The organism is Variovorax paradoxus (genome assembly GCF_022009635.1).
GTDB lineage: Bacteria > Pseudomonadota > Gammaproteobacteria > Burkholderiales > Burkholderiaceae_C > Variovorax.
Map to the genome: position 1 here is coordinate 3,595,117 of NZ_CP091716.1, position 22,369 is coordinate 3,617,485.

General features: G+C 70.0%; 21 protein-coding genes and 1 riboswitch. Of the genes, 18 read left to right on the plus strand and 3 right to left on the minus strand.

Translation table 11 applies throughout. The features are described from left to right. Positions 1-73: 73 nt before the first annotated feature. Positions 74-1,789, minus strand: coding sequence for a ClcB-like voltage-gated chloride channel protein (locus L3V85_RS16705; protein ID WP_237680170.1), 1,716 nt, complete (start codon positions 1,787-1,789; stop codon positions 74-76). Between the two features lie 54 nt (positions 1,790-1,843). Continuing rightward, a riboswitch (cobalamin riboswitch) is annotated at positions 1,844-2,097 on the plus strand. Positions 2,098-2,190: 93 nt separating this feature from the next. Between L3V85_RS16705 and L3V85_RS16710 the strand changes: the two genes are divergently transcribed. From L3V85_RS16710 to L3V85_RS16790, 17 genes are all read left to right on the plus strand, one after another. After that, entirely contained in the window at positions 2,191-4,107 is a 1,917-nt protein-coding gene (locus tag L3V85_RS16710) for a TonB-dependent receptor domain-containing protein (RefSeq protein WP_237680171.1), read from the plus strand. Next, positions 4,092-5,513 carry a cobyrinate a,c-diamide synthase gene (locus L3V85_RS16715; RefSeq protein ID WP_237680172.1) on the plus strand — a complete coding sequence of 474 codons (1,422 nt, stop codon included), beginning with the start codon at positions 4,092-4,094 and terminating at the stop codon, positions 5,511-5,513. Before L3V85_RS16710 ends, L3V85_RS16715 begins: the two co-directional genes overlap by 16 nt. Then, entirely contained in the window at positions 5,497-6,102 is a 606-nt protein-coding gene (locus tag L3V85_RS16720) for a bifunctional adenosylcobinamide kinase/adenosylcobinamide-phosphate guanylyltransferase (protein ID WP_237680173.1), read from the plus strand. Before L3V85_RS16715 ends, L3V85_RS16720 begins: the two co-directional genes overlap by 17 nt. Next, positions 6,093-6,971, plus strand: a complete 879-nt coding sequence (locus L3V85_RS16725) for an ABC transporter substrate-binding protein (RefSeq protein WP_237680174.1) — start codon at positions 6,093-6,095, stop codon at positions 6,969-6,971. The genes L3V85_RS16720 and L3V85_RS16725 overlap by 10 nt, the downstream gene beginning before the upstream one ends. Then, on the plus strand, positions 6,968-7,993 hold the full coding sequence (locus L3V85_RS16730) for a FecCD family ABC transporter permease (protein WP_237680175.1): 1,026 nt from the start codon (positions 6,968-6,970) through the stop codon (positions 7,991-7,993). Before L3V85_RS16725 ends, L3V85_RS16730 begins: the two co-directional genes overlap by 4 nt. Continuing rightward, on the plus strand, positions 7,990-8,766 hold the full coding sequence (locus tag L3V85_RS16735) for an ABC transporter ATP-binding protein (RefSeq protein WP_237680176.1): 777 nt from the start codon (positions 7,990-7,992) through the stop codon (positions 8,764-8,766). Before L3V85_RS16730 ends, L3V85_RS16735 begins: the two co-directional genes overlap by 4 nt. A 22-nt stretch (positions 8,767-8,788) precedes the next feature. After that, a complete protein-coding gene (gene cobO / locus L3V85_RS16740) occupies positions 8,789-9,358 on the plus strand; it encodes a cob(I)yrinic acid a,c-diamide adenosyltransferase (protein WP_237680177.1) in 570 nt (189 codons plus the stop codon). A 54-nt stretch (positions 9,359-9,412) separates the two neighbouring features. Then, entirely contained in the window at positions 9,413-10,102 is a 690-nt protein-coding gene (gene bluB, locus L3V85_RS16745; protein ID WP_237680178.1) for a 5,6-dimethylbenzimidazole synthase, read from the plus strand. After that, positions 10,102-10,575 carry a MotA/TolQ/ExbB proton channel family protein gene (locus L3V85_RS16750; RefSeq protein ID WP_237680179.1) on the plus strand — a complete coding sequence of 158 codons (474 nt, stop codon included), beginning with the start codon at positions 10,102-10,104 and terminating at the stop codon, positions 10,573-10,575. Before bluB ends, L3V85_RS16750 begins: the two co-directional genes overlap by 1 nt. Further along, the gene (locus L3V85_RS16755; protein WP_081266948.1) at positions 10,572-10,925 is read left to right on the plus strand and encodes a DUF2149 domain-containing protein; all 354 of its coding nucleotides are present in this window, start codon (positions 10,572-10,574) and stop codon (positions 10,923-10,925) included. The genes L3V85_RS16750 and L3V85_RS16755 overlap by 4 nt, the downstream gene beginning before the upstream one ends. After that, positions 10,922-14,935 carry a cobaltochelatase subunit CobN gene (gene cobN, locus L3V85_RS16760; RefSeq protein WP_237680180.1) on the plus strand — a complete coding sequence of 1,338 codons (4,014 nt, stop codon included), beginning with the start codon at positions 10,922-10,924 and terminating at the stop codon, positions 14,933-14,935. The genes L3V85_RS16755 and cobN overlap by 4 nt, the downstream gene beginning before the upstream one ends. 9 nt (positions 14,936-14,944) lie before the next feature. After that, positions 14,945-15,934, plus strand: coding sequence for an adenosylcobinamide-phosphate synthase CbiB (cbiB, locus tag L3V85_RS16765; RefSeq protein WP_414080220.1), 990 nt, complete (start codon positions 14,945-14,947; stop codon positions 15,932-15,934). Continuing rightward, the gene (locus L3V85_RS16770; RefSeq protein WP_237680182.1) at positions 15,931-16,947 is read left to right on the plus strand and encodes an aminotransferase class I/II-fold pyridoxal phosphate-dependent enzyme; all 1,017 of its coding nucleotides are present in this window, start codon (positions 15,931-15,933) and stop codon (positions 16,945-16,947) included. Before cbiB ends, L3V85_RS16770 begins: the two co-directional genes overlap by 4 nt. A gap of 29 nt (positions 16,948-16,976) precedes the next feature. Next, the gene (locus L3V85_RS16775) at positions 16,977-17,330 is read left to right on the plus strand and encodes a CidA/LrgA family protein (protein ID WP_237680183.1); all 354 of its coding nucleotides are present in this window, start codon (positions 16,977-16,979) and stop codon (positions 17,328-17,330) included. 196 nt (positions 17,331-17,526) lie between these two features. Then, the gene (locus L3V85_RS16780; protein ID WP_237680578.1) at positions 17,527-18,255 is read left to right on the plus strand and encodes an LrgB family protein; all 729 of its coding nucleotides are present in this window, start codon (positions 17,527-17,529) and stop codon (positions 18,253-18,255) included. A gap of 46 nt (positions 18,256-18,301) precedes the next feature. Then, positions 18,302-18,853 carry a GNAT family N-acetyltransferase gene (locus tag L3V85_RS16785; protein ID WP_237680184.1) on the plus strand — a complete coding sequence of 184 codons (552 nt, stop codon included), beginning with the start codon at positions 18,302-18,304 and terminating at the stop codon, positions 18,851-18,853. Positions 18,854-18,878: 25 nt separating this feature from the next. Then, positions 18,879-19,343 (plus strand): OsmC family protein, encoded by a 465-nt coding sequence (locus tag L3V85_RS16790; protein WP_237680185.1) that lies wholly within the window; start codon positions 18,879-18,881, stop codon positions 19,341-19,343. An 8-nt stretch (positions 19,344-19,351) separates the two neighbouring features. Here the strand turns inward: L3V85_RS16790 and L3V85_RS16795 are convergent, their stop codons facing one another. Together L3V85_RS16795 and L3V85_RS16800 are read right to left on the minus strand one after the other, a co-directional pair. Further along, positions 19,352-20,107 (minus strand): flagellar brake protein, encoded by a 756-nt coding sequence (locus L3V85_RS16795; RefSeq protein WP_237680186.1) that lies wholly within the window; start codon positions 20,105-20,107, stop codon positions 19,352-19,354. Positions 20,108-20,327: 220 nt separating this feature from the next. Beyond that, on the minus strand, positions 20,328-21,242 hold the full coding sequence (locus L3V85_RS16800; RefSeq protein WP_237680187.1) for a LysR family transcriptional regulator: 915 nt from the start codon (positions 21,240-21,242) through the stop codon (positions 20,328-20,330). A 181-nt stretch (positions 21,243-21,423) separates the two neighbouring features. Here L3V85_RS16800 and L3V85_RS16805 point away from each other — a divergent pair, with 181 nt between their 5' ends. Continuing rightward, a complete protein-coding gene (locus tag L3V85_RS16805; protein ID WP_237680188.1) occupies positions 21,424-22,320 on the plus strand; it encodes an alpha/beta hydrolase in 897 nt (298 codons plus the stop codon). Positions 22,321-22,369: the final 49 nt, after the last annotated feature.

Genomic DNA, 22,369 nt, shown 5'->3' on the forward strand with positions numbered 1-22,369 from the left:
AAGGGGCCTTCGCCGGGAGCGGGCGAGGGTACGTCGAGGCGTGGATTCTGCGGCCTTCCATCGGCGTTTCAAACTACTCGCTGAGCCGCACGTAGGTGGCGAGCAGCGCGCTCTTGGCGGCCACGCCCAGCAGCATGGGGTTGGCCTCGCTCTCGATCACCGGCAGGCGCTCGCCCCGGTGCTCGAGAAAGCGCTGCAGCGCTTCGCCCAGGCCGGTGTCGGCGGTGATGGGCAGGATCACCTGCGAGAGCAGGGCGCCGGCGGAGGTCTCGGCCGGCGCCGCGCCGAGCGCGGCCAGCGGCACCACGCCCAGGTAGCGCCCCTGGGCATCGACCACGTACAGGTACTTCACCGGATGCTGCAGGAAGAGCTTGCTCATCGCCTCGCGATCCGCGTCGGGGCCCACCACCGTCTCGGCCGGCTGCACCAGGTCGCGCACATGCAGGCCGCGCAGGCGAAGCTGCGCGTCGCGCTGCTCGTTGCGGCGCAGCGTGATCTCGTACATGGAGCCGGCATTGGCCGAGCGTGCGACGAAGTACGCGATGACGCTCGCGGCCATCAGCGGCAGCATGACCTGGTAGCTCAGCGTCATCTCGAAAATCATCAATATCGCCATCAGCGGCGCCTGCGTCGCGCCCGCCAGGAACGCACCCATGCCGACGATGGCGTAGGCGAAGGGTGCCGAACTCGAAGCCGGCCACAGCGCCTGCACCGCCAGCCCGAAGAGCGCGCCGATCATGCAGCCGAAGAACAGCGCCGGCGTGAACACGCCGCCCACCGCGCCCGAGCCCGCGGTGGCCATCGTCGCTGCCGCCTTGGCGACCAGCACCATCGCGATCAGCGTCCAGGGCCACGGCGTGTGCAGCACCGCGTTGACCACGCTGTAGCCGTTGCCCCAGACCTCGGGCATCGGCACCGAAATGGCGCCCATCAGCAGGCCGCCCAGCGCAAGCCGCCACGGCAGCGCGATCGGCAGCTTCGCGAACAGCGCGCGGCTGCCCTGCAGCGCGCGCAGGAAGCCGACCGCCGCAAAGCCCAGCAGCACGCCGAGCACGCAGAACAGAATCACCTCGGTGCCGTGGATCTCGGGGAACGCCGGCATCTTGTAGGGCGGCTGGTAGCCCGGCAGCGCGCGCATGGCGACGTTCGCCACCACCGACGCGATGATGATCGGCCCCACGCTTTCCATCGCGATGGAGCCCAGCACGATCTCTGCGACGAAGAAGGCGCCCGCGATGGGCGCGTTGTAGGCGGCGGTGAGACCGGCCGCGGCGCCGCAGGCCACCAGCAGCCGCAGCCGTTCCGCCGGAAAGCGCAGCAGCCGCCCCAGTTGCGAGGCGGCCAGCGCCGCGAGCTGCACCATCGAGCCCTCGCGCCCGATGGAGCCGCCGGTGCCGATGCTCACGAGAGACGACGCGCTGCGCACCAGCGTCTGCGCGACCGGAATGCGGCCGTCGCCCAGCACGATCGCTTCCATGTAGTCGGAGGTGGCGCTGCGCACCGCAACGCGTTTGGCCAGCACCAGCAGCAGGCCGGCCACCAGTCCGCCGAGCGTCGGGCAGGCGATGCGCGCCCACCACGGCAGGTGTTTGGCCATGGCCACCAGCCCTTCGCCGGGGCCGAGCAGCAGGTGCTCGAAACCGTAGAGCGCCGCACGGAACAGCTCGGTCGCCAGCGTGCCGAGCAGGCCGGCGGCAATGGACCACAGCAGCATCGACTGCCAGCCAGAAACGCCGAAAAGCCGCTGCAGCGCGGAACGAATATTCAGGAAAACCGAGGCCGGGCGCATCGCTCCGATGTTAGCGGCGGCGCAACTTTCGGCTTAAACAGTGCTCGCCAGGGCCTAAAATCCCGCCCGTTGGTGCCTGCGGCGTGGTTCACGCGCCGCGGTTCAACGGGAAGCAGGAGTGAAGGTCCCCCGAACACGCGTCGGGCCCGGCCCAAGCCGCCTGCGCTGCCCCCGCAACGGTCAAGCAGACGACGCCGCAAGGCGTCACCCCTATCCACACAGCCACTGGGCACCCTGAAACAGGTGCCTGGGAAGGCGGCGGGGGGCGTTCTGCCAGCCCGGATACCGGCCAACAAGGCGGCTGCCGCATGCACCAAAGAAAAAGTGCGCGAGGCAGCCATTGCGCCCAGGTGCCGGCGGGGAAGCCGGCACGGGGCATTGACGTTCGTTCGGCACATTTCATGATTTCCCACGCTTCCGTTTCCCGTGGCCGCGCTCCCGCGCGCCGTCTCCGTTTCGCCTGCCTGCCGCTGGCGCTGGCATCCGCCTTCGGCGGCCTGGCCCATGCGCAAGAAGCGCCCACCCTCGGCGAAACGGTGGTCACGGCCAACCGCACGCCGCAGGCGCTGTCCGACCTGGTGGGCGACGTGTCCATCATCGATCGCCAGACCATCGAGCGCAGCGGCGCCACGGGCGTGGCCGATGTGCTGGCGCGCCTGCCGGGCATCGAGATTTCGCGCTCCGGCGGCGTGGGCAATACCACCAGCCTGTACATCCGCGGCGCGGAAACGCGCTTCACCGCCGTCTACCTGGACGGCGTGCGCATCGACTCGCAATCGACCGGCGGCGCCGGCTGGGAAGGCATTCCGCTGTCGCAGATCGACCGCATCGAAGTGCTGCGCGGGCCGGCCGCCGCGGTGTACGGCTCGGACGCCATCGGCGGCGTGATCCAGCTCTTCACCAGGCGCGGCGAAGAGGGCGTCTCGCCTTACGCGGGCATCGGTTTCGGCAGCTACGGCCTGCGCAAGATCGAAGGCGGCGTGAGCGGCAAGTCGGGCCTGCTGGACTACTCCTTCGGCGTCGCGCATGAAGAGAGCAAGGGCTACAACATCCAGCCGGTCGACAAGCGCAACGTGGTCAAGGACGGCTTCACCAGCCCCGACCGCGACGGCTACAACAGCACCTCGGGCAACCTGAAGCTGGGCTTCCAGATCACGCCCGATCAGCGCATCGACGCCACGCTGCTGGCCAGCGACATCCAGGCCGGCTACGACGCCACCGTGTCCTACAAGACCAAGCTGCCGTTCCTGTTCGCCAACGACATCTCGAGCAATACGCTGCGCACCGCCGGCCTCACCTGGTCGGCCAAGTGGAACGACGTCTACAGCACCCGCGTGCAGATCACCGATTCGCAGTCGGTCTACAAGACGCAGCCGAGCTTCTACCGCACCGAAACCCACCTGCGCGGCTACCTGTTCCAGAACGAATTCCGCTTCGGCCCGCACCTGGTGACGGCGGCCCTTGAGCGCCGCGAAGACGCGCTCGACAACGCGCCCACCACCAGCTCGAAGCTGCTCTCGCGCGACCGCGCGCAGGACGCGGTGTCGCTGGGCTACGGCTTCGTGCAGGGCCCGCACTCGCTGCAGCTGCACCTGCGCCACGACCGCGACAGCGAGTTCGGCGGCAAGACCACCGGCAGCGCCGCCTACGGCTATGCCATCACACCGTCGCTGCGCTTCACGGCCTCGGCCGGCACCGCCTTCCGCGTGCCCACGCTGTACCAGCGCTTCAGCGAATACGGCCTGGCATCGCTGCAGCCCGAATCCAGCCGCAACGTCGAACTGGGCCTGCAGTACACCGAAGGCGCCTCGCATGCCGGCATCGTGGTCTACAAGAACCAGGTGCGCAACCTGATCACCTTCGACGGCACGGCCAAGGGCTGCGCCTCGTCCTTTGGTTGCTACGGCAACACCGCGCGCGCCCGCTACCAGGGCGTCACGCTGTCGGGCGGCCATCGCATCGGCGACGTCACGCTGCGCACCTCGCTCGACTTCCAGGACCCGCGCGACCTCGGCACGCACAACCTGCTGGCACGCCGCGCGCAGCGCCACGCCACCTTCGGCGCCGACTGGCGCGTCGCGGGCTGGACGCTGGGCGCCGAGGTGCAGACCTCGAGCCGGCGCTACGACGACGCCGCCAACAGCGTCAAGCTGGGCGGCTACACGGTGCTGAACCTGTCGGCCAGCACGCAGATCACGCGCGACCTGAACCTGATCGCGCGGGTCGACAATGTGGGCAACAAGGACTACCAGTACGCGCGCCTGTACGCCACCGCCGGCCGCACCGCGTACGTCGGTCTCAAGTGGACGCCGCAATAAGCAACCCCTCGCAACGAAGCGACACCGCCGGTGCCGCGGCGGCCGCCTGCGCCGCGGTGCTGGTGGCGGCCCCGGCCTCGGGGCAGGGCAAGACCACGGTCGCGGCCGCGCTCGCGCGGCTGCACGCGCGGCAGGGCCGGCGGGTGCGGGCCTTCAAGTGCGGGCCCGACTTTCTCGATCCGCTCTGGCTCGCGCTGGCCACCGGCGCGCCGGTGCATTCGCTCGACCTCTGGATGACCGGCGAGGCCGACTGCCGCGAGCGCCTGCGCGCGGCGGCGGCCGACTGCGACCTGCTGATCGTCGAAGGCGTGATGGGCCTGTTCGACGGCACGCCCAGTGCCGCCGACCTGTCCCAGCGCTTCGGCCTGCCGGTGCTGGCCGTGATCGACGCGCACGCCATGGCCGGCACCTTCGGCGCGCTGGCCTACGGCCTGCAGAACTTCAGGCCCGGCCTGCCGTGGGCCGGCGTGCTGGCCAACCGCGTCGGCAGCGAGCGCCATGCCGGCATGCTGAAAGAGGCGCTGCGCGAACCGTCCCGATGGCTGGGTGCCTTGCCGCGCGACGCCGGCTTCACCTTGCCCGAGCGTCACCTCGGCCTGGTTGTTGCCGACGAACTGGGCGACGCGATGGCGCGCCTCGACGCCGTGGCCGACGTGCTGGCCGGCACGCTGCTGGGACAGCTGGACGTCGCGCAACTGCCGCAGGTGCGCTTCGATGCCGCGCCGCCGGTAGCCCCGGTGGCACCGCTGCTGGCCGGCAGCACCATCGCCATTGCGCGCGACGCCGCCTTCTCCTTCATCTACCCCGCGAACCTCGACGTGCTCGGCGCGCTGGGTGCGCGGCTGTCTTTCTTCTCGCCGCTCGCGGGCGACGCCTTGCCCGCTTGCGACGCCGTCTGGCTGCCCGGCGGCTACCCGGAGCTGCATGCCGAGGCGCTGTCGCGCTGCGAGCCGATGCGTGCCGAGCTGGCGGCCCATGTCGCCGCCGGCAAGCCCGTGTGGGCCGAGTGCGGCGGCATGATGGCGCTGTTCGACGAACTGGCCACGCATGACGACGGCGCGGGCGACCGCAACGTGCATCGCCTCTGGGGCCTGCTGCCCGGCAGGGTGACGATGCAGAAGCGCCTGGCCGGTCTCGGCCCGCAGCAACTGCAGCTCGGCGGCCACGCATTGCGCGGTCACACCTTCCACTATTCACGCTGCGAGACGCCACTCGCGCCCGTCGCGCGCACCGCCCGGCCCGGCACGACCCAGGCCGTGGGCGCGCAGGGCGGCGAGGCGCTCTATGTGCACGGTCCGGTGCGCGCCAGCTATTTCCATGCGTGGTTCGCTTCCAGCCCGGAAGCCACCGCGTGCCTTTTCGGCGCCATGCCCATCGAGTTGCAAAGCCATGCCCCCCATGAATAAGCCGGCGACAGTCGAGCACGAGTTCATCCTCGGCGGCCAGAAGAGCGGCAAGTCGCGCCGCGCCGAGCAAAGGGCAGCCGACTGGCTCCTTGCCGGCCCGCGCACGCATCGCGCCGTGATGATCGCCACCGCCCAGGCCTATGACGACGAGATGCTCGAGCGCATCGTGCGCCACCAGGCCGACCGCGCCGAGCGCGTGCCCGGCATGCGCACCATCGAAGAGCCCATCGAACTCGCGCGCGCCATCGTCACGCAGAGCACGCCCGAGACGCTGGTGGTGGTCGACTGCCTCACGCTCTGGCTCACCAACCTGATGATGCCGATGCCCTGCGAAGACGCCCGTCCCGCCACGCGCACGCCGGCCACGCACGCCGCCATGCTGCTGGTCGCGCTGCGCGAAGCGCGCGGGCCCGTGGTGCTGGTGGGCAACGAGATCGGCCTGGGCGTGATCCCGCTGGGCCGCGAGACCCGCGCCTTCGTCGATGCGCTGGGCCGCTTGAACCAGGACGTGGCCGCCGCCTGCCATCGCGTGACGCTCATGGCCGCCGGCCTGCCGCTGAGCCTGAAAGCACCCGCCGCATGCGCATGAAGAACAAGATCCGCATTCCCTTGGCCGCGCTCGGCCTGGCCATTTTTGCGCTGGCGGCGCATGCGCTGGACGTGGTCGACGAGCGCGGCGTCACCGTGAGCCTGCGCGAGCCGCCGCGCCGCATCGTCACGCTGCTGCCTTCGCTCACCGAATCGGTCTGCGCGCTCGGCGCCTGCGACCGGCTGGTGGGCGTCGACCGCTATTCGAATTCGCCCGAGCAGGTCAAGGCGCTGCCGCAGGTCGGCGGCGGGCTCGATCCGAACGTCGAAGCCATCGTCGCGCTCAAGCCCGACGCGGTGCTGCTCGCCAAGTCGTCGCGCGTGACGCAGCGGCTGGAGGCGCTGGGCATCAAGGTGCTGGTGCTCGAGCCCAAGAGCCATGCCGACGTGCGGCGCGTGCTCGACAAGCTCGACCAGGTGCTCGGCACGCACGAGGCACCCAAGGTCTGGCGCGTGATCGACGCCAGCGTGTCGGCCGCCGCGCAGTCGCTGCCCGCGAGCGCCAAAGGCCTGCGCGTGTACTTCGAGGTGAACAGCGCGCCGTACGCGGCGGGCGAGTCGTCGTTCATCGGCGAGACGCTCACCCGGCTCGGCGTGAAGAACATCGTGCCGGCATCGCTCGGGCCCTTTCCCAAGCTCAACCCCGAGTACGTGGTGCGCGCCAATCCCGACCTCATCATGGTCAGCGTGCGCAGCGCGCAAGGGCTGGAGCAGCGGCCCGGCTGGGCCGGCATCCGCGCGGTGCGCGAAGGGCGCATCTGCCGCTTCAGCGCCGAGCAGTCCGACGTGCTGGTGCGCCCCGGCCCGCGCATGGACGAGGCCGCGCGCCTGATGGCGCAGTGCCTGAGCGACAAGGGCGGCAAGCGGTGAGCGCGGCCCACAGGCACACGGCGCACCTGCGGCGGGTGCTGCTGCTCGGCCTGGGCCTGCTGGTGCTGGGCGCCGGGGCGATGCTGCTGGGCCTGGGCATCGGCAGCACCGGCTTCGAGAGCCTGCTGTTGGCCCGGCACGACCCGGTGGCGCTGCAGATCGTGTGGGACATCCGGCTGCCGCGCACGCTCGGCGCCTGGCTGGCCGGCGCCTTGCTCGGGCTGGCGGGCTCGGTGGCGCAGGGGCTGTTTCGCAATCCGCTGGCCGACCCGTACCTGCTGGGCAGCGCCTCGGGTGCCTCGCTCGGCGTGGCGCTGGCGCTGCTGATGTTCGGCGGCTCGGCCGCCAGCACGCAATGGGTGATGCGGCTCGGGCTCACCGGCGCGGCCTTCGTCGGCGCGGTGGTCGCGGTGATGCTCACGCTGCTGCTCGCGCGCGGCGTGCAGCAGACGCTGCGGCTGCTGCTCGCGGGCGTGATCGTCGGCGTGGTGCTGGGCGCCGCCAAAGACCTCATCACCATCGCCTCGGCCGACATTCTTCAGGCCATACAGGGCTTCATCCTCGGCAGCACCGGGCTGGTCGGCTGGAGCGCCTGCGCCGTGATGGCGATGGTCGGCGCGGTGTGCCTGCTGCTGGGCTGGGCGCTGGCGCCGGTGCTCGACGGGCTGGCGCTCGGCGAGGCCACGGCGCGCAGCCTGGGCCTGCCGCTGGGCGCGATGCGCGCGGCGCTAGTGGTGGTGCTCGCGCTGGCCACCGGCGCGGCGGTGGCGCAGACCGGGCTGATCGCCTTCGTCGGTCTGGCTGCGCCGCATCTGGTGCGCTCGGCGGTCAAGACCACGCATGCGCGGCTGATCGTGCTGTCGGCGCTGATGGGCGGGCTGCTCCTGATGTCGGCCGACCTGCTGGCGCGCTGGCTGATTGCGCCGCAGGAGCTGCCGGTGGGCGTGCTCACGGCGGTGCTGGGCGGCAGCTACCTGCTGTGGCTGATGCACCGGCGCGGCGCGCGCGGGGGCGTGGCATGAGCAACGCTCCCGCGCTCGAAGCACGCCGCCTGAGCGCCACGCTCGGCGCCACCGAGGTGCTGCATGGCATCGACCTGGCGCTCGCCTCCGGGCGCTGGACCAGCATCGTCGGGCCGAACGGCGCGGGCAAGTCGACCTTGCTCAAGGCGCTGGCGGGGCTGCTCGCGCACCGGGGCGAGGTGCGGCTGTTCGGCCAGGCGCAGGCGAAGATTCCGGCGCGCGCGCGAGCGCAGCGCTTGTCTTGGCTCGGCCAGAGCGGCACGGGCGAGGGCAGTGCCGACGACCTGATGGTGTACGACGTCGCCATGCTCGGCCGCCTGCCGCACCAGCGCTGGCTGGCCGCGCCCAGCGATGCCGACCGTGACGCCGTCGAACGTGCGCTGCGCACCACCCAGGCCTGGGACTGGCGCGACCGGCCGCTGGGCCAGCTTTCCGGCGGCGAGCGCCAGCGCGTGCTGCTGGCGCGCGCGCTGGCGGTCGAGGCTGAGCTGCTGCTGATGGACGAGCCGCTCGCCAATCTCGACCCGCCGCACCAGGCCGACTGGATGCAGACGGCGCGCGCCCTGGTCGCCGAAGGCCGCACGGTGGTCAGCGTGCTGCACGAGCTGCCGATGGCGCTGGCCGCCGACGAACTGGTGGTGATGAACCACGGCCGCGTGACGCATCACGGCGCCTGCGGCAACCCGGCCACGCATGCCGCGCTGGAGCAGGTGTTCGACCACCGCATCCGCGTGCACCGCGTTGCCGACCAATGGATCGCGCTGCCGCAGTAACCCACATACGAACCGAAGAATCATGCAGATCGAAACACCACCCAGCGAGAAGCCTTACGAGAAGCCCGAGGGCGAGCGCCGCGGCATCGTCATCGTCAACACCGGCGACGGCAAGGGCAAGAGCACGGCCGCCTTCGGCCTCGCGCTGCGCGCCCATGGCCGCGGCAAGGCCGTGAAGATCTACCAGTTCATGAAAGTGCCGACGGCGCGTTTCGGCGAGCACCGCATGTTCGAGCAGATCGGCATTCCGATCGAGGGGCTGGGCGACGGCTTCAGCTGGAAGAGCCAGGACCTGGAGCGCTCGGGCCAGCTCGCGCGCGACGGCTGGGAGAAGGCGAAGGCGGCGATCATGTCGGGCGAGTTCTTTCTCGTGGTGCTCGACGAGATCACTTACCCGCTGATCTACGGATGGCTGCCGCTCGACGGCGTGCTCGAAACCTTGCGCGCACGGCCCAGGCATGTGCACGTGGTGCTGACGGGGCGCCGCTGCCCACCGGAGATCATCGAGTTGGCCGATACGGTGACCGAGATGACTTTGGTGAAGCACGCGTTCAAGGCTGGTATTCCTGCGCAGCGCGGGATCGAGGATTGACGTGGGGCTGTTTTTTCGCCGTCGCTCAGGGCGCGCTCACCCCGAAAGAGCAGCGTGACCAGCCCGACTTTCACTGAAGAAGAAGCGCAGGCGGTCTATCGCGCCATCCACGAGCGCCGCGACATGCGCCACTTCGCAGGCGGCCAGGTGGAGCCCGATGTGCTGCGACGGCTGCTCGACGCGGCACACCACGCGCCCAGCGTCGGCTTCATGCAGCCGTGGCGCTTCATCAGGGTTCGCGGCGAAGCCTTGCGGCAGCGGTTGCACCACGTCGTCGAACAGGAACGCGTGCTCACGGCCCGCGCGCTCGGCGAGCGTGAAGACGAGTTCATGCGGCTCAAGGTGCAGGGCCTGCTCGACGCCGCCGAACTGCTCGTGGTGACGCTGGCGGACGGACGCGAGAAGCACGTGTTCGGCCGCCGCACGCTGCCTCGAATGGACCTGGCCTCGGCCTCCTGCGCCATCCAGAACCTCTGGCTTGCGGCGCGCGCCGAAGGGCTGGGCATGGGCTGGGTGTCGCTGTTCGATCCGGCCGAGGTGTCGGTGCTGCTCGGGCTGCCCGAAGGCGCCGAGCCCATCGCCTTGCTGTGCCTGGGGCCCGTGCACCAGTTCTACGAAGAGCCGATGCTGCAGCGCGAACGCTGGGCGAAGCGCGAGCCGCTCGCGTCGCTGGTGTTCGACGAAAGCTGGGGCCGTCCTTCGGACCTGTTCGACCCCACTTCTTCTCCCACGGAGCCGACCTGATGCTGGCCTTCGACACCGTTCTCTTCGAGCTTGCGCGCCTGTTCCTCTGGCCGGTGACGCTGGGCGTGCTGCTGTCCTTCGTTTATGCGGTCTATTGCCTCGGCGCCTTCGGCATCGAGTATGTGCAGCGCCGCCGCGATCCGTTGCGCGCGCTGGTGCTGCAACGCCACGCCACCGCGAGCCAGGAGCAGATGGAGCTGGTGGTGCTCAAGCAGCTCGAAGGCGTGCGGCTGTGCAGCCGGGTGGCGCCGATGCTGGGGCTGATCGCCACGATGATCCCGATGGGCCCGGCGCTGGTGGCCGTGGCCTCGGGCGAATCGCAGGGCGTGGCGCAGAGCCTGGCGCCCGCGTTCGCCAGCGTGATCGTGGCGCTGGCTTCGGCTTCCATCACCTTCGTGGTGTACACCGTGCGCCGCCGATGGCTCATGCGCGAACTGGTGACGGTGCTGGACGCGCGGGATCGGCTCTCATGAGCCGGCGGCAGTTTTCCATCCTGAGCAGCCTGGACAGCGACGACGACGATCCGGTGCTCTCGACCATCAACCTGATCGACGTGTTCATGGTGGTGATCGGCATGCTGATGATCGCGGTCATCAACAACCCGATGAACCCGTTCGCGCAGGACAAGGTGACGATCATCCGCAACGAGGGCAAGCCCGACATGGAGATCATCACGCGCGAAGGCCAGAAGCTCACACGCTTCAAGGCCAGCGGCGCGACGGGGCAGGGCGACGGCGAAAAGGCCGGCACCGCCTGGCGGCTGAAGGACGGCACGATGGTCTACGTGCCGGCGGACGCGGTGCCGGCGCAGGGCGGGAAGTGACGCGGGTCTTCTTGCGCTGGCTGCTCGGGCTGCTGGCGGCGCTGGGGTTGCTGGCGTCGGTTCATGCGCAGCCGGCTGGCGGGCGTGTCGTGGTGTTGAGCACGCCGTTGGTGTCGCCGGCGCGGGTGGTTCGGCTGGAGGCCGCGGCGCGCGAGGCGGGGTTGCCGCTGCAGGTGGTGTCGGCTTCGAAGGATTCGCCCGAGACGCTGGCAGCCGCGCTGGAAGACGCACGGCTGCTGGTCATCGACGCGCCGCACATCAGCGTGGCACAGGCTGCCGCCGCCCGCTTCGGCGACGTGATTTCGCGTGGCGCCGTGCCCTATGTGCTGGTCGGCGAGTTCGCGCTGGTTGCCAAGGGGCAGGCCTCCGCCGCCGCGCCGCTCGCGGCCGAGCGCGGCGTCGATGCCGCGTGGGCGCAGCGGCTGCGCGAGTACTGGCGCTTCGCCGGCACGGCCAACCTTGCCGCCTCGATGCAGGCGATGGCCAAGCCCGGCGAGTTGGCGGGGCTTCCGGCGCCCGTGCCGCTTCCGCTGGCCGGCTTCTATCACCCAGGCTGGCCGCGCATCGAAACCGACATCGCCGCGCTCGACCGGTTGCCCGGCAACCCCGCAAGCGGCACTGTCGCCATCGCGATCAACAGCGCCACCGTCACCGGCGACGACACCGGCTGGCTCGATGCGCTCATCGCCTCGCTCGAACAGCGCAGCCTGCGCGCCTACGCCTTCTACGGCCCGCGCCAGCAGAAAGACCTGTTCTTCGGCATGACGCACGCCGGCGAGCGGCGCGTGGCCGACCTGATCGTCAACGCCTCGCTGGTCTTCAGCCCCAACGAGCGCAAGGCCGAGCTCGAGCGCATCGGCGTGCCCGTGCTGCAGACGCTGCCCTCGCTGGCGATGGACGCAACGCAGTGGGCGCAGAGCAAGGACGGCCTTTCGCAAACCGACATCGCCTCGTACTACAGCCCGAGCGAACTGGCCGGCATGACCGACCCGATGCTTGTGAGCGCGCGCGACGCGGCCTCCGGCACGCTGCAGCCGCTGCCTGCGCAGATCGACGCCGTGGCCGCCAAGGCCGCCGCGCTGCTGCGGCTGCAGCGCACGCCCGCCTCGCAGCGGCGCGTGGCGATGCTGGTCTACAACTATCCGCCGGGCGAGGCCAACTTCGGCGCGTCCTTCCTCAACGTGCCGCGCAGCGTGAACAACATGCTCGCCGCGATGAAGTCCGCCGGCTACGACACCGATCTGCCGGGCACCGACGCGCTGATCGCGCAGGTGCAGGCGACGATGAAGGCCTACTACCCGACAGGGCAGGACGACGCCCTGCAGCCGCTGCTCGACCGGGGCCTGGCCGAAGCGATGCCGCTGCCTCGCTACCTCACATGGTTTCGCACGCTGCCCGAGGCGACGCAACGGCGCATCGAGGCCTACTGGGGGCCGCCTGAAAAGTCGGCCATGCTGCGCCCGGTCGCGGGCGAGCCGGTCTTCGTGATTCCGCGCGTGCGCTTCGGCAATGTCGTGGTGTTGCGCCAGCCGCCGCGCTTCGAGCCCGGCACGCAGGTCGTGGACAAGGCCGGGCAGGTCTATCACCGATCGGCCGTGCCGCTGAGCCACGGCTACCTGGCCACCTACCTGTGGCTGCGCACGCAGTTCGGCGCGAGCGCGGTGGTGCATGTGGGCACCCATGGCACGGTCGAATGGTCGGCGGGCAAGGAGCGCGGGCTGTCGGTGCAGGACGATCCGCTGCTCGCGCTGGCCGACCTGCCGAACGTGTACCCGTACATCATGGACAACCTCGGCGAGGCCACCACCGCCAAGCGGCGCGGCCGCGCGACGATGGTGAGCCATTCGACGCCGATGTTCGCGCCCGCGGGTTTCCGGCCCGGCGTGCAGGCGATGCACGAGCGCATGCACGACTGGGAAAACCTGTCGCCCGGGCCGGTGAAGACGGCCATGGAAAGGCAGCTGACGGCCGAGTTCGCCGAACAGCACTATGACCGCGACCTGCAATGGACACCGGCGCGTATCCGCGCCGACTTCGCGGGTTTCATCGCGGTGCTGCATCCGTACCTCGACGAGCTCGCGCAGACAGCGCAGCCGCTGGGCCTGGCCACCTTCGGACAGGCGCCGGATGCCGAACGCCGGCGCATGACGATCCTTCAGATTCTCGGCAAGCCGCTGGTGGAAGCGTTGGGCGAGGACATCGACGAGGCCTTCCTGATCGACGCGAAGAGCGTGGCCGCATCGAAGCCCGCGCGCTGGGTCGAACTCGCGTTGAGCGACGCCGCGGCCGCGAGCGCGATGGGCAAGACGCCTGCAGATGTGCAGAAGCTCGGCGAGCTGGCCGAGCGCGCCCGCAAGCTCGACGCCGTGCTCTCGCACAACGAGGAAATCGAAGGCCTGCTGACGGCGCTGGACGGCCGCTACCTCAAGGCCAGCTACGGCGGCGACCCGGTGCGCAACCCCGACAGCCTGCCGACCGGGCGCAACCTCTACGGCTTCGACCCGAGCCGCGTGCCCACGCGCGCCGCCTGGGAAACGGGCGTCGCAGCAATGGACGCCTGGATCGCCGCGCATGCGAAGAGCCACGCCGGCAAGGCGCCCGAAAAGATCGCGTTCACGCTGTGGGCCGGCGAGGCTTCGCGCCACCAGGGCGTGCTCGAGAGCCAGGCTTTCCATGCGATGGGCGTGAAGCCGCGCTGGGACGACGCGGGCCGCATGAGCGGCATCGAAGTGATTCCGGCGAAGGCCTTGGGGCGTGCGCGCATGGACGTGCTCATCAGCGTCACCGGCTCCTACCGCGACCAGTTCCCGAACGTGATGCGCTGGCTCGACGAGGCGGTGCGGCAGGTGGCCGCCTTGCCCGAGCCCGGCAATGCGGTGGCGCAGCACAGCGAGGCGCTGGCCGGCAAGCTGCGCGCCCAGGGCGCCACGCCGGAGGAGGCAAGGCGATGGGCTACCGCGCGGGTGTTCTCGAACGAGCAGGGCAGCTATGGCGCGGGGCTGGAGGAAGCCGCGCTCGCGAGCGATGCCTGGAAGAGCCAGCAGCGCGGCGGCGGCGATGCGCAGATGGCGCAGCTCTACATGGACCGCATGGGCCATGCCTACGGCAAGGGCCTGGACGGCGCGTCGCGGCCCGGCGCCTACGCGGGCAACCTCGCGCAGGTCGACGCGGCGCTGATGGCGCGCAGCTCCAATCTTTATGGCGTGCTCACCAACGACGATCCCTTCCAGTACCTCGGCGGTATCGCGCAGGCGGTGCGGCAGCTCACCGGCAAGGACCCGGCGCTGTACGTGCAGAACCTGCGCGACGGCCCGGCTGTGCGCACAGACACCGCCGCCGGCGCCATCGCGCGCGAGATGCAGACGCGCTACCTGCATCCGCAGTGGATCGCCGCGCAGAAGGCCGAGGGCTACAGCGGCACGCTGCAGGTCCTGAAGACGGCGCAGTTCCTGTGGGGCTGGCAGGTCACCGCGCCCGACGTGGTGCGGCAGGACCAGTGGCAGTCGCTGCACGACGTGTATGTGCGCGACAGATACAAGCTGGGCACGCGCGAATGGCTCGAAGGCGACAACCGCGCGGCGTTCGCGCAGACGCTGGAACGCATGCTCGACGCGGTAAGGCTGAACTACTGGAAGCCCGATGCGGCCACGCGCAGGGAACTGGCGCGGGCCTATGTCGAGGCGGCAGGCGCCACCGGCCTGCGTGAGCGCAATGAAGGCGTGCAGCGCTTCGTGCGCCAGCAGCTCGCCGCGCCCACGGTGCACGCCGCAACGGTCGCTCCGGTGATTGCGGCGCCGCCACCTGCGGAACCCGCCAAGGCTCCGGAAGCCGAGCCGGCAGCCGACGGCGCGCGGCCTGTGAGCGGCCTGCGGCTGGAACCCACGCCCGATAAGCTGCCGGCGCCCAAGGCCGAATCCGTCGTGCTGCAACTGTGGGTCGTGTTCGGCGCCGCGTTGCTCGCCGCGCTTGGCGCCCTGGTTCAGTGGCGGCGCGGCAGGGCAGCCGCCTGATTCGCGAGAATGGCGGCTCCCATGCCTGCTGACGATCCGTTGTCCTATTCCTTCGCCCTTGTCGCCGCGCTGTGGCTCGCGCTGGCCATCGACCGCTGGCTCGGCGAACCGCGCCCATACCTGCACCCCGTGGTGTGGATGGGCAACTACCTCGGCTGGATCGGCTCGCGCGCCGCGCCGCTGCATCACCACGCGAAGCCGGTCGACATGCCGGCCTTCTTCATCGGCGCGCTGACCTGGTGTGTCGGCGCGATGGCTGTCTGGGGCGTGGCCTCCGGTCTGCAGGGCGCGATCGTGCAATGGCTGCCCGCATGGGCCGTGGCCGTGCTGCTGGGCCTGCTGTTCAAGCCGCTGTTCGCATGGCGCATGCTGCGCGACGAAGTACTGGCGGTCGAGGACGCGCTGGCCGTGTCGCTCGACGCGGGCCGTGCGCAGCTCGCCCGGCTGGTGAGCCGCAATGTGGCCGAGCTCGGTGAGCGCGAAGTGCGCGAGAGCGCCATCGAGTCGCTGGCCGAGAACCTCAACGACTCGTTGGTGGCCCCGGTGTTCTGGTTCGTGCTGTTCGGCCTGCCGGGGGCGGCGATCTACCGTTTTGCCAACACGGCCGATGCGATGTGGGGCTACCGCGGCGAACGCGGCGGCCGCGACTGGACATGGTTCGGCAAATGGGCCGCGCGCGCGGACGACGTGCTTTCGTGGGTGCCCGCGCGCATCACGGCGGTGCTGCTCGCGGTGGCGGCCTTGCGCTGGCCTGCGCGGTTGTCGGAAGAAGCGCGGCGCACGCCGTCGCCCAACAGCGGCTGGCCGATGGCGGCGATGGCGCTGTTGCTTGGCGTGCGGCTGGCGAAGCCGGGCGTGTATGCGCTGAATGCGGAAGGGCGCGCGCCTGCCTCGGCGGACACGCGGCGTGCCGCGCAACTGGGCGCGGTGGTGGTGTTGGCATGGGCGGTGTGCGCCTCACTGGTCATCGTCGCGGTGCTGGGGGGGACGGGGGGATGACGGGCGGCTTCATTCACGGCGGACCCGACGCATCGGGCGCGGCACCCCATGATTTCTCGACCAACGGCAATGCGGTGGGTGCATGCCCCGCCGTGCTTGCCGCATTGCGCGACGCCGATCCCACGCATTACCCGGACCCGCGCTACACGGCGTTGCGCGACCGGCTCGCGGGCTTCCACGGCGTGGCGCCGGAACGCATCGTGATCGCGGCGAGCGCGAGCGAATTCATCCACCGCATCGGCGCCGCCGTCGCTCAGGGCGGTGCCGGCGTGGTCTGGCTGCCGGCGCACAGCTACGGCGACTACGAGCGCGCCGCGCGGGCCTGGGGCCTGCAGGTGCTGCGCGCGCCCGCGCCGTTCGAGACGGCTGCCTTGCGCTGGTGCTGCGAACCATCGAGCCCGCTCGGGCAGCCGCAGGCCAATCTGGTGGCGCATGCGCAAGGCGACGGAGGGCCTTGCGTGCTCGATATGGCCTATGAACCGCTGCGCCTCGAAGGCAGTCCCTCGCTGGATGCCGCACAGCGCGACCGCGTCTGGCAGATGTGGACGCCGAACAAGGCCATGGGCCTCACCGGCATTCGCGCTGCCTATGCCATTGCGCCCCTCGACGCTGTCGGCTCGCCGTTGATGGGGCGCCTCGAGCGGTTGGCGCCGTCGTGGCCGCTGGGCACGCATGGCGTGGTGCTGCTGGCGACATGGACCGGCGACGACGCCCAGCGCTGGCTCGCGCAAAGCCTGGTCACGCTGCGCGAATGGAAAGCGCAGCAGCAGGTCGCCTGCGAGTCGCTGGGCTGGCAGTGCCTGCCCGGCGACGCGAACTTCTTCTGCGCCCGCACCGACAAGCCATATCCCCATTTCGCCGACGCACTGCGCGCCGAGGGCATCAAACTGCGCGACTGCGCCTCCTTCGGCCTGCCGGGCCATGTGCGGCTCGGCGTGTTGCCGCCCGCGAGCCATCAAGCCTTGAAAGAGGGATGGACAAAGGCGGTGTCTTCCCTCGAACATTCGCGCTGAGCGCGCACCCGAACAAGAACACGAAGACCATGCTCTACGCCATCACCACGCTTTTTCTCTGCCAGCTTGCCGGCGAACTGCTCGTGCAGTGGCTCGGCCTGCCGATTCCCGGTCCGCTGATCGGCATGGTGCTGCTGTTCATCGGCCTGCTGGTGCGCGGCGGCGTGCCGCAGGTGCTGACCGACACCTCGGGCCATCTGCTGCGCAACCTGATGCTGCTGTTCATTCCGGCCGTGGCCGGCGTGATGCTGCATTTCGAACGGGTAGGGCGCGAGTGGCTGCCGTTCCTGGCGGCCGGCATCGTGGGCGCGGCCTTCACCATGACGGTCACCGCGCTCACCTTCCGCTGGATGATCCGCGTCACCGGCAAGGACGCCGAATGAGCGCCGCGCAGGGCCGCCCCAAGCAAGCTCGCACCGCAGCGCGAAGCGCGGAGGTCTTCCGGTTGAGCGCCGCGCCGGGCCGCCCCAAGCAAGCTCGCACCGCAGCGCGAAGCGCGGAGGTCTTCCGGTCGAGCGCCGCGCCGGGCCGCCCCAAGCAAGCTCGCACCGCAGCGCGAAGCGCGGAGGTCTTCCGATGATGAGCGCGCCGGCCAGGCTGTCCGAAATCTGGGTCTTCCTCGCGCAATCGCCGCTGCTGTGGCTGTCGCTCACGCTGCTGGCCTACCTGGGCGCGCTGTGGCTGCACACGCGCAGCGGGCGCAATCCGGTGGTCAACCCGGTGCTGATTTCCGTGATCGTCATCGTGTCGGTGCTGCTGCTCACGCGCACGCCTTACGACACGTATTTCGAGGGCGCCAAGTTCGTGCACTTCCTGATCGGCCCGGCCACGGTGGCGCTGGCGGTGCCGCTCTACGGGCAGGTCGGGCGGCTGCGCAGGCTGTGGCTGCCGATCGGCGTGGCGCTGCTGGTGGGCTCGGTCGCGGCCATCGTCTCGGCGATCGGCATCGCCTGGGTGCTGGGCGGTTCGCACGAGCTGATGATGTCGCTGGCGCCCAAGTCGGCCACCATGCCGATCGCGATGGGCGTGGCCGAGAAGATCGGCGGGCTGCCTTCGCTGGCAGCGGTGGCGGCCGCCATTGCGGGCATCTCGGGCGCCATCATGGCCACGGGCCTCTTGAACCTGCTGCGCATCCGCGAGCCCGCGGTGCGCGGCTTCGCGGTCGGCATGGCGGCGCACGGCATCGGCACGGCGCGGGCCATCCAGGTGAACGAAACGGCGGGCGCGTTCTCCGCGCTGGCCATGGGGCTCAACGGCATCGCGACGGCGCTGCTGGTGCCGCTGATCGTCAAGCTGATGGGAGCCTGAGGGCGTGTCCCGGTACTGGCCCAGACCCATCACCGAGGCGCGGCCCATGGAGCTCGTCTGGCCCGCGAAGCCCTATCTGAGCGGCTATGTGTCGGCCCTGAATCGGGGCTGGGCGCGCGACGAATCCCGGCCCGAATCCGGTGCCGAGGAGCGCGCGGCCATCGAGGCCGACTCGGCGCAGTTCCTCGCGAACCTGGTGGACCGCGAAGCCAAGGGCCCGCCCGTCACGCTGCCCGACGGCTCGCGCGTGCCGCGCCTGCCGGGCTACAAGCTCTGGATGTGGGACGGCGAGTTCTGCGGCAGCATCGATCTGCGCTGGCAGCCCGGCACCATCGCCTTGCCCGTCTACTGCCTGGGGCACATCGGCTACCACGTGGTGCCGTGGAAGCAGCGAAAGGGCTACGCGACGCGCGCGCTGCGCGCCGTGCTCGCGCTGGCGGCCGGCGAGGGACTGAGCCGGGTCGAGATCACGACCAGCCCCGACAACTTCGCCTCGCAGAAGGTGATTCTGGCCAACGGCGGCGTGCAGGCCGAGACCTTCCTCACGCTGCCCAGCCAGGGCAGCCTGACCAAGTTCCGCTACTTCATCTACCTCTGATACCCGCTAGCAAGGAGCGCAAGCCATGGCCCACTACACAGCCGAAGTCCTCTGGCAGCGAGGCGAGCAGGATTTCCTGGGCAACACCTACAGCCGGCGGCACACGCTGCGCTTTGACGGCGGGGTGGAGGTGCCGGCCTCGTCGTCGCCGCACGTGGTGCCGCTGCCCATGTCGGACGCCTCGGCGGTCGACCCGGAGGAAATGTTCGTCGCATCGCTGTCGAACTGCCACATGCTGTGGTTCCTCACGATGGCGGTGAAGCGCAAGTTCGTGGTCGACCGCTACTTCGACGCGGCCGTCGGCACCATGGAAAAGAACGCCGAAGGCAAGATGGCGATGACGGTGGTCACGCTGCGGCCCGAAGTGACCTTCTCGGGCGAGCACCTGCCCACGCGCGAGCAGATCGAGCAGATGCACCACCGCGCGCACGACGAATGCTTCATCGCGAACTCGGTGAAGACCGAGGTGCGCTGCGAGCCGGTGTACTGAGGGCTTGTTCAGCCCACCAGCGAACGGCTCTTCATTTCGAGCCGCGTGATCAGGCGCTGCAGCGCGGTTTCGGCGCCGGCCGGCAGCGTGACGAAACGGAACCCCAGTTGGTAGCGTAGCGTGCCGTTCTCCAGCGTGGTGGCGCGCTGCGACACGAGCTGCATGTCGAGCGTGAGCTGGCCCAGGGTGCCGAGCGACAGTTCGCAGTCGAGCAGGCGGGTGCCCAGGGGCAATTCGGCCACCCGCACGTCCTTGGTGCGCAGGCCGACGCCGCCGAGCGACAGGTCTTGCACCTCGAAGCTGAACGGATCGCCCTTGGGCGGCAGGCGCCCCGAGCAGGTGAACGAATCGAGGATCGGCGCATCGACGCGGAAATACTCGCGCCGCTGCATGTAGACCAGCACTTCGGGAAAGTCGGCCTCGAAGGCGGGCAGCCCCTCGAAGCGGACCTCGCGTGGCGTGGTGATCGAGAACTCGAGGCGCACGCCCTCCGGCTGGGCCTGGAACAGGCAGCGCCGCGCGGCCAGCAGGCCCTTGTTCTGCTCGGGCTGCGCGCCCCAGTCGAAGGTGAAGACGCGCCTGCGCAGATCCACGTCCAGAAGCTGCGTCACGAGGTGGCCGCCGGCATATTGAACGGTGAGGTTGTTGCTGCGATTGACGAGATTGCGCAGCTGAACGCCGATCTCCGCCGGGGTGCGGCGGCCGAAATTGCCTGCGCTTTCATCGGGCGCGTCGGCCTGGGCGTTCGACGGGTCTGTATCCATGAGCTTGCCGGTGTGTATGTTCTTGCGGGCGCGTGCCGAGCCCCTGCCGGGGCTTTTGCGCGGTCTTCATCGAGGCCGCGGCACGTGCGTTCAGCCGGAAATCGCAACGCTTTCCGGTATCGGACCTAAGTCATTAGCGGCATCAAGCGGCGAACATTTAGGGTCCGGCGCGAATTATCTTCTGCAAATGTGGCGGAACCGGCGGCCCGCACAGGGCAAATCAGCGGCGCTGCAGCCTTGGATTCTTCGCGAACAGCTCCGCCGCCCAGTCCACGAAGGCCCGCACCTTGGCGCTCAGGTGCCGGTTGGGCGGGTAGACCACGTGGATGGGCAGCGGGTCGCGGCTCCAGTCGGGCAGCACCTCGACCAGCTCGCCGCTTTCCAGCAGCGGCTCGGCCATGAAGGTGATGCACTGCGAAATGCCGAAGCCGCCCAGCACCGCCGCGATGTGGGCGTTGCTCTCGTTCACCGACACGCGGTAGGGGCCGTTCAGCTCGATCTGCTCGTCGCCCTTCTTGAACTCGTGCGGGTAGACGCGCCGCGTGGTGCCCGAGAAGTAGCTCACCACGTGATGCCGCTTCTCGATGTCGTTCGGGTGCTGCGGCATGCCGTAGCGCTTGATGTACGCGGGTGACGCCACGGTGACGAAGTGCAGCGTGCCGATGCGCCGCGCCACCAGCGACTGGTCGCTGAGCTCGCCGGCGCGGATCACGCAGTCGACGTTGTCGCTGATCAGGTCGACCGTGCGGTCGCTCACGCCCAGGTCGACCTGGATGTCGGGGTAGCGGTCGCAGAAGGTGGCCAGCGCGGGCAGGATGACCAGCCGCGCCACCGAGGTGCCGATGTCGATGCGCAGCCGCCCCGTGGGGTTGGCCTGCGCGTTCGTCATGCTGGCTTCCATGTCGTCGAAATCGTTCAGGAGGCGCGCGGCCCGCTCGAAGTACGCGGCGCCGTCGGGCGTGACCGTCACGCGGCGCGTGGTGCGGTTGAGCAGCTTCACCCGCAGGCGCGATTCCAGCGCCTGGATCTGCTTGGTGACGGTGCCCTTGGGCAGCGCGAGCGAGTCGGCGGCCCGGGTGAAAGTGCCGGCCTCCACGACGCGGACAAAGATCCGCATGGCCTGGATTTGATCCATTGAATGCCTGTTCTGGGATACCCGGCCCACACCGGGGGGAGCGGATTCTCACACAAGAGGGCAATCCCCATGTGGCCCCGGATTGTTGTCGGTTTGGAAACAGAGTGGGGGCATGTTTCCTGTTTAACGCCGCATGTAGCGCCTTATATTTCAACCATCGCCCATTCCCCCGAGGTCGCCCATGTCACCCGTTCCATCGTCCCGTTCCGCCGAAGCCGCAGCGCGCGCCGCGGCACAAGGCGTGGAAGCCGATCTGTCGATCGAGCTGCCCGGCCGTGAACCGGTCGGTGCGCGCGTGTACGGCCAGCGTGCCAAGGGCGACGTGGTGCCGCTGGTGCTGCATTTCCATGGCGGAACCTTCGTGTGCGGCGGCCTGGACAACGGCCGCAACGTGGCCCGACTGCTGTCCGGCGCCGGTGCGGTGGTGGTTTCGCTGGCTTATCCGCTGGCGCCCCAGTCGCCCTTTCCGGAACCGATCGAGGTGGGCTATGCCGCCCTCGAATGGCTCTACAAGCAGCGCACCAAGCTGGGCGGTAAGGGCGCGCAGGTCTACCTGGCCGGCGAGGAAGCCGGTGGCAACCTCGCGGCCGCCGTGGCGCTGATCGCCCGCGACCGCGCCCATCCGCCGGTGGCCGGCCAGATCCTGCTGTCGCCCATGCTCGACCCGTGCGCCGGCACCGCCTCGCTGCGCAAGGCCACCAACGATGCGGCCGAGTGCCGCTGGGCCAGCGGCTGGGAAAAGTACCTGAGCTGCCCCTCGAACGCCACGCACCCCTATGCGGTGCCCAGCGGTTCGCTGCGGCTGTCGGCCCTGGCGCCCGCGCTGGTGCTGGTGGGGCAGGACGACGCCATGCGCGACGAGGCCCTGACCTTCGCCGGCCGCCTGCGCGCCGCCGGCATCGAAGTCACGAGCAGCGTGCTGCCCAGCGCCACCGACTGGCCGAAGGCGCTGTACGACACCGAGAACACGGGTTGCGTGGCCTGTGAGGCCACGGTGCAGCAGCACTTCCGTGAGTTCTTCAGCGCAACCACGCCAAAGGCCGTGCCCTCGGGCACGGCGCCCAACCACCCCAGCTAGTACCCGGCCGACCCTGTCCGCCTGATCGACACGCTGCCGGCGCGGCAGC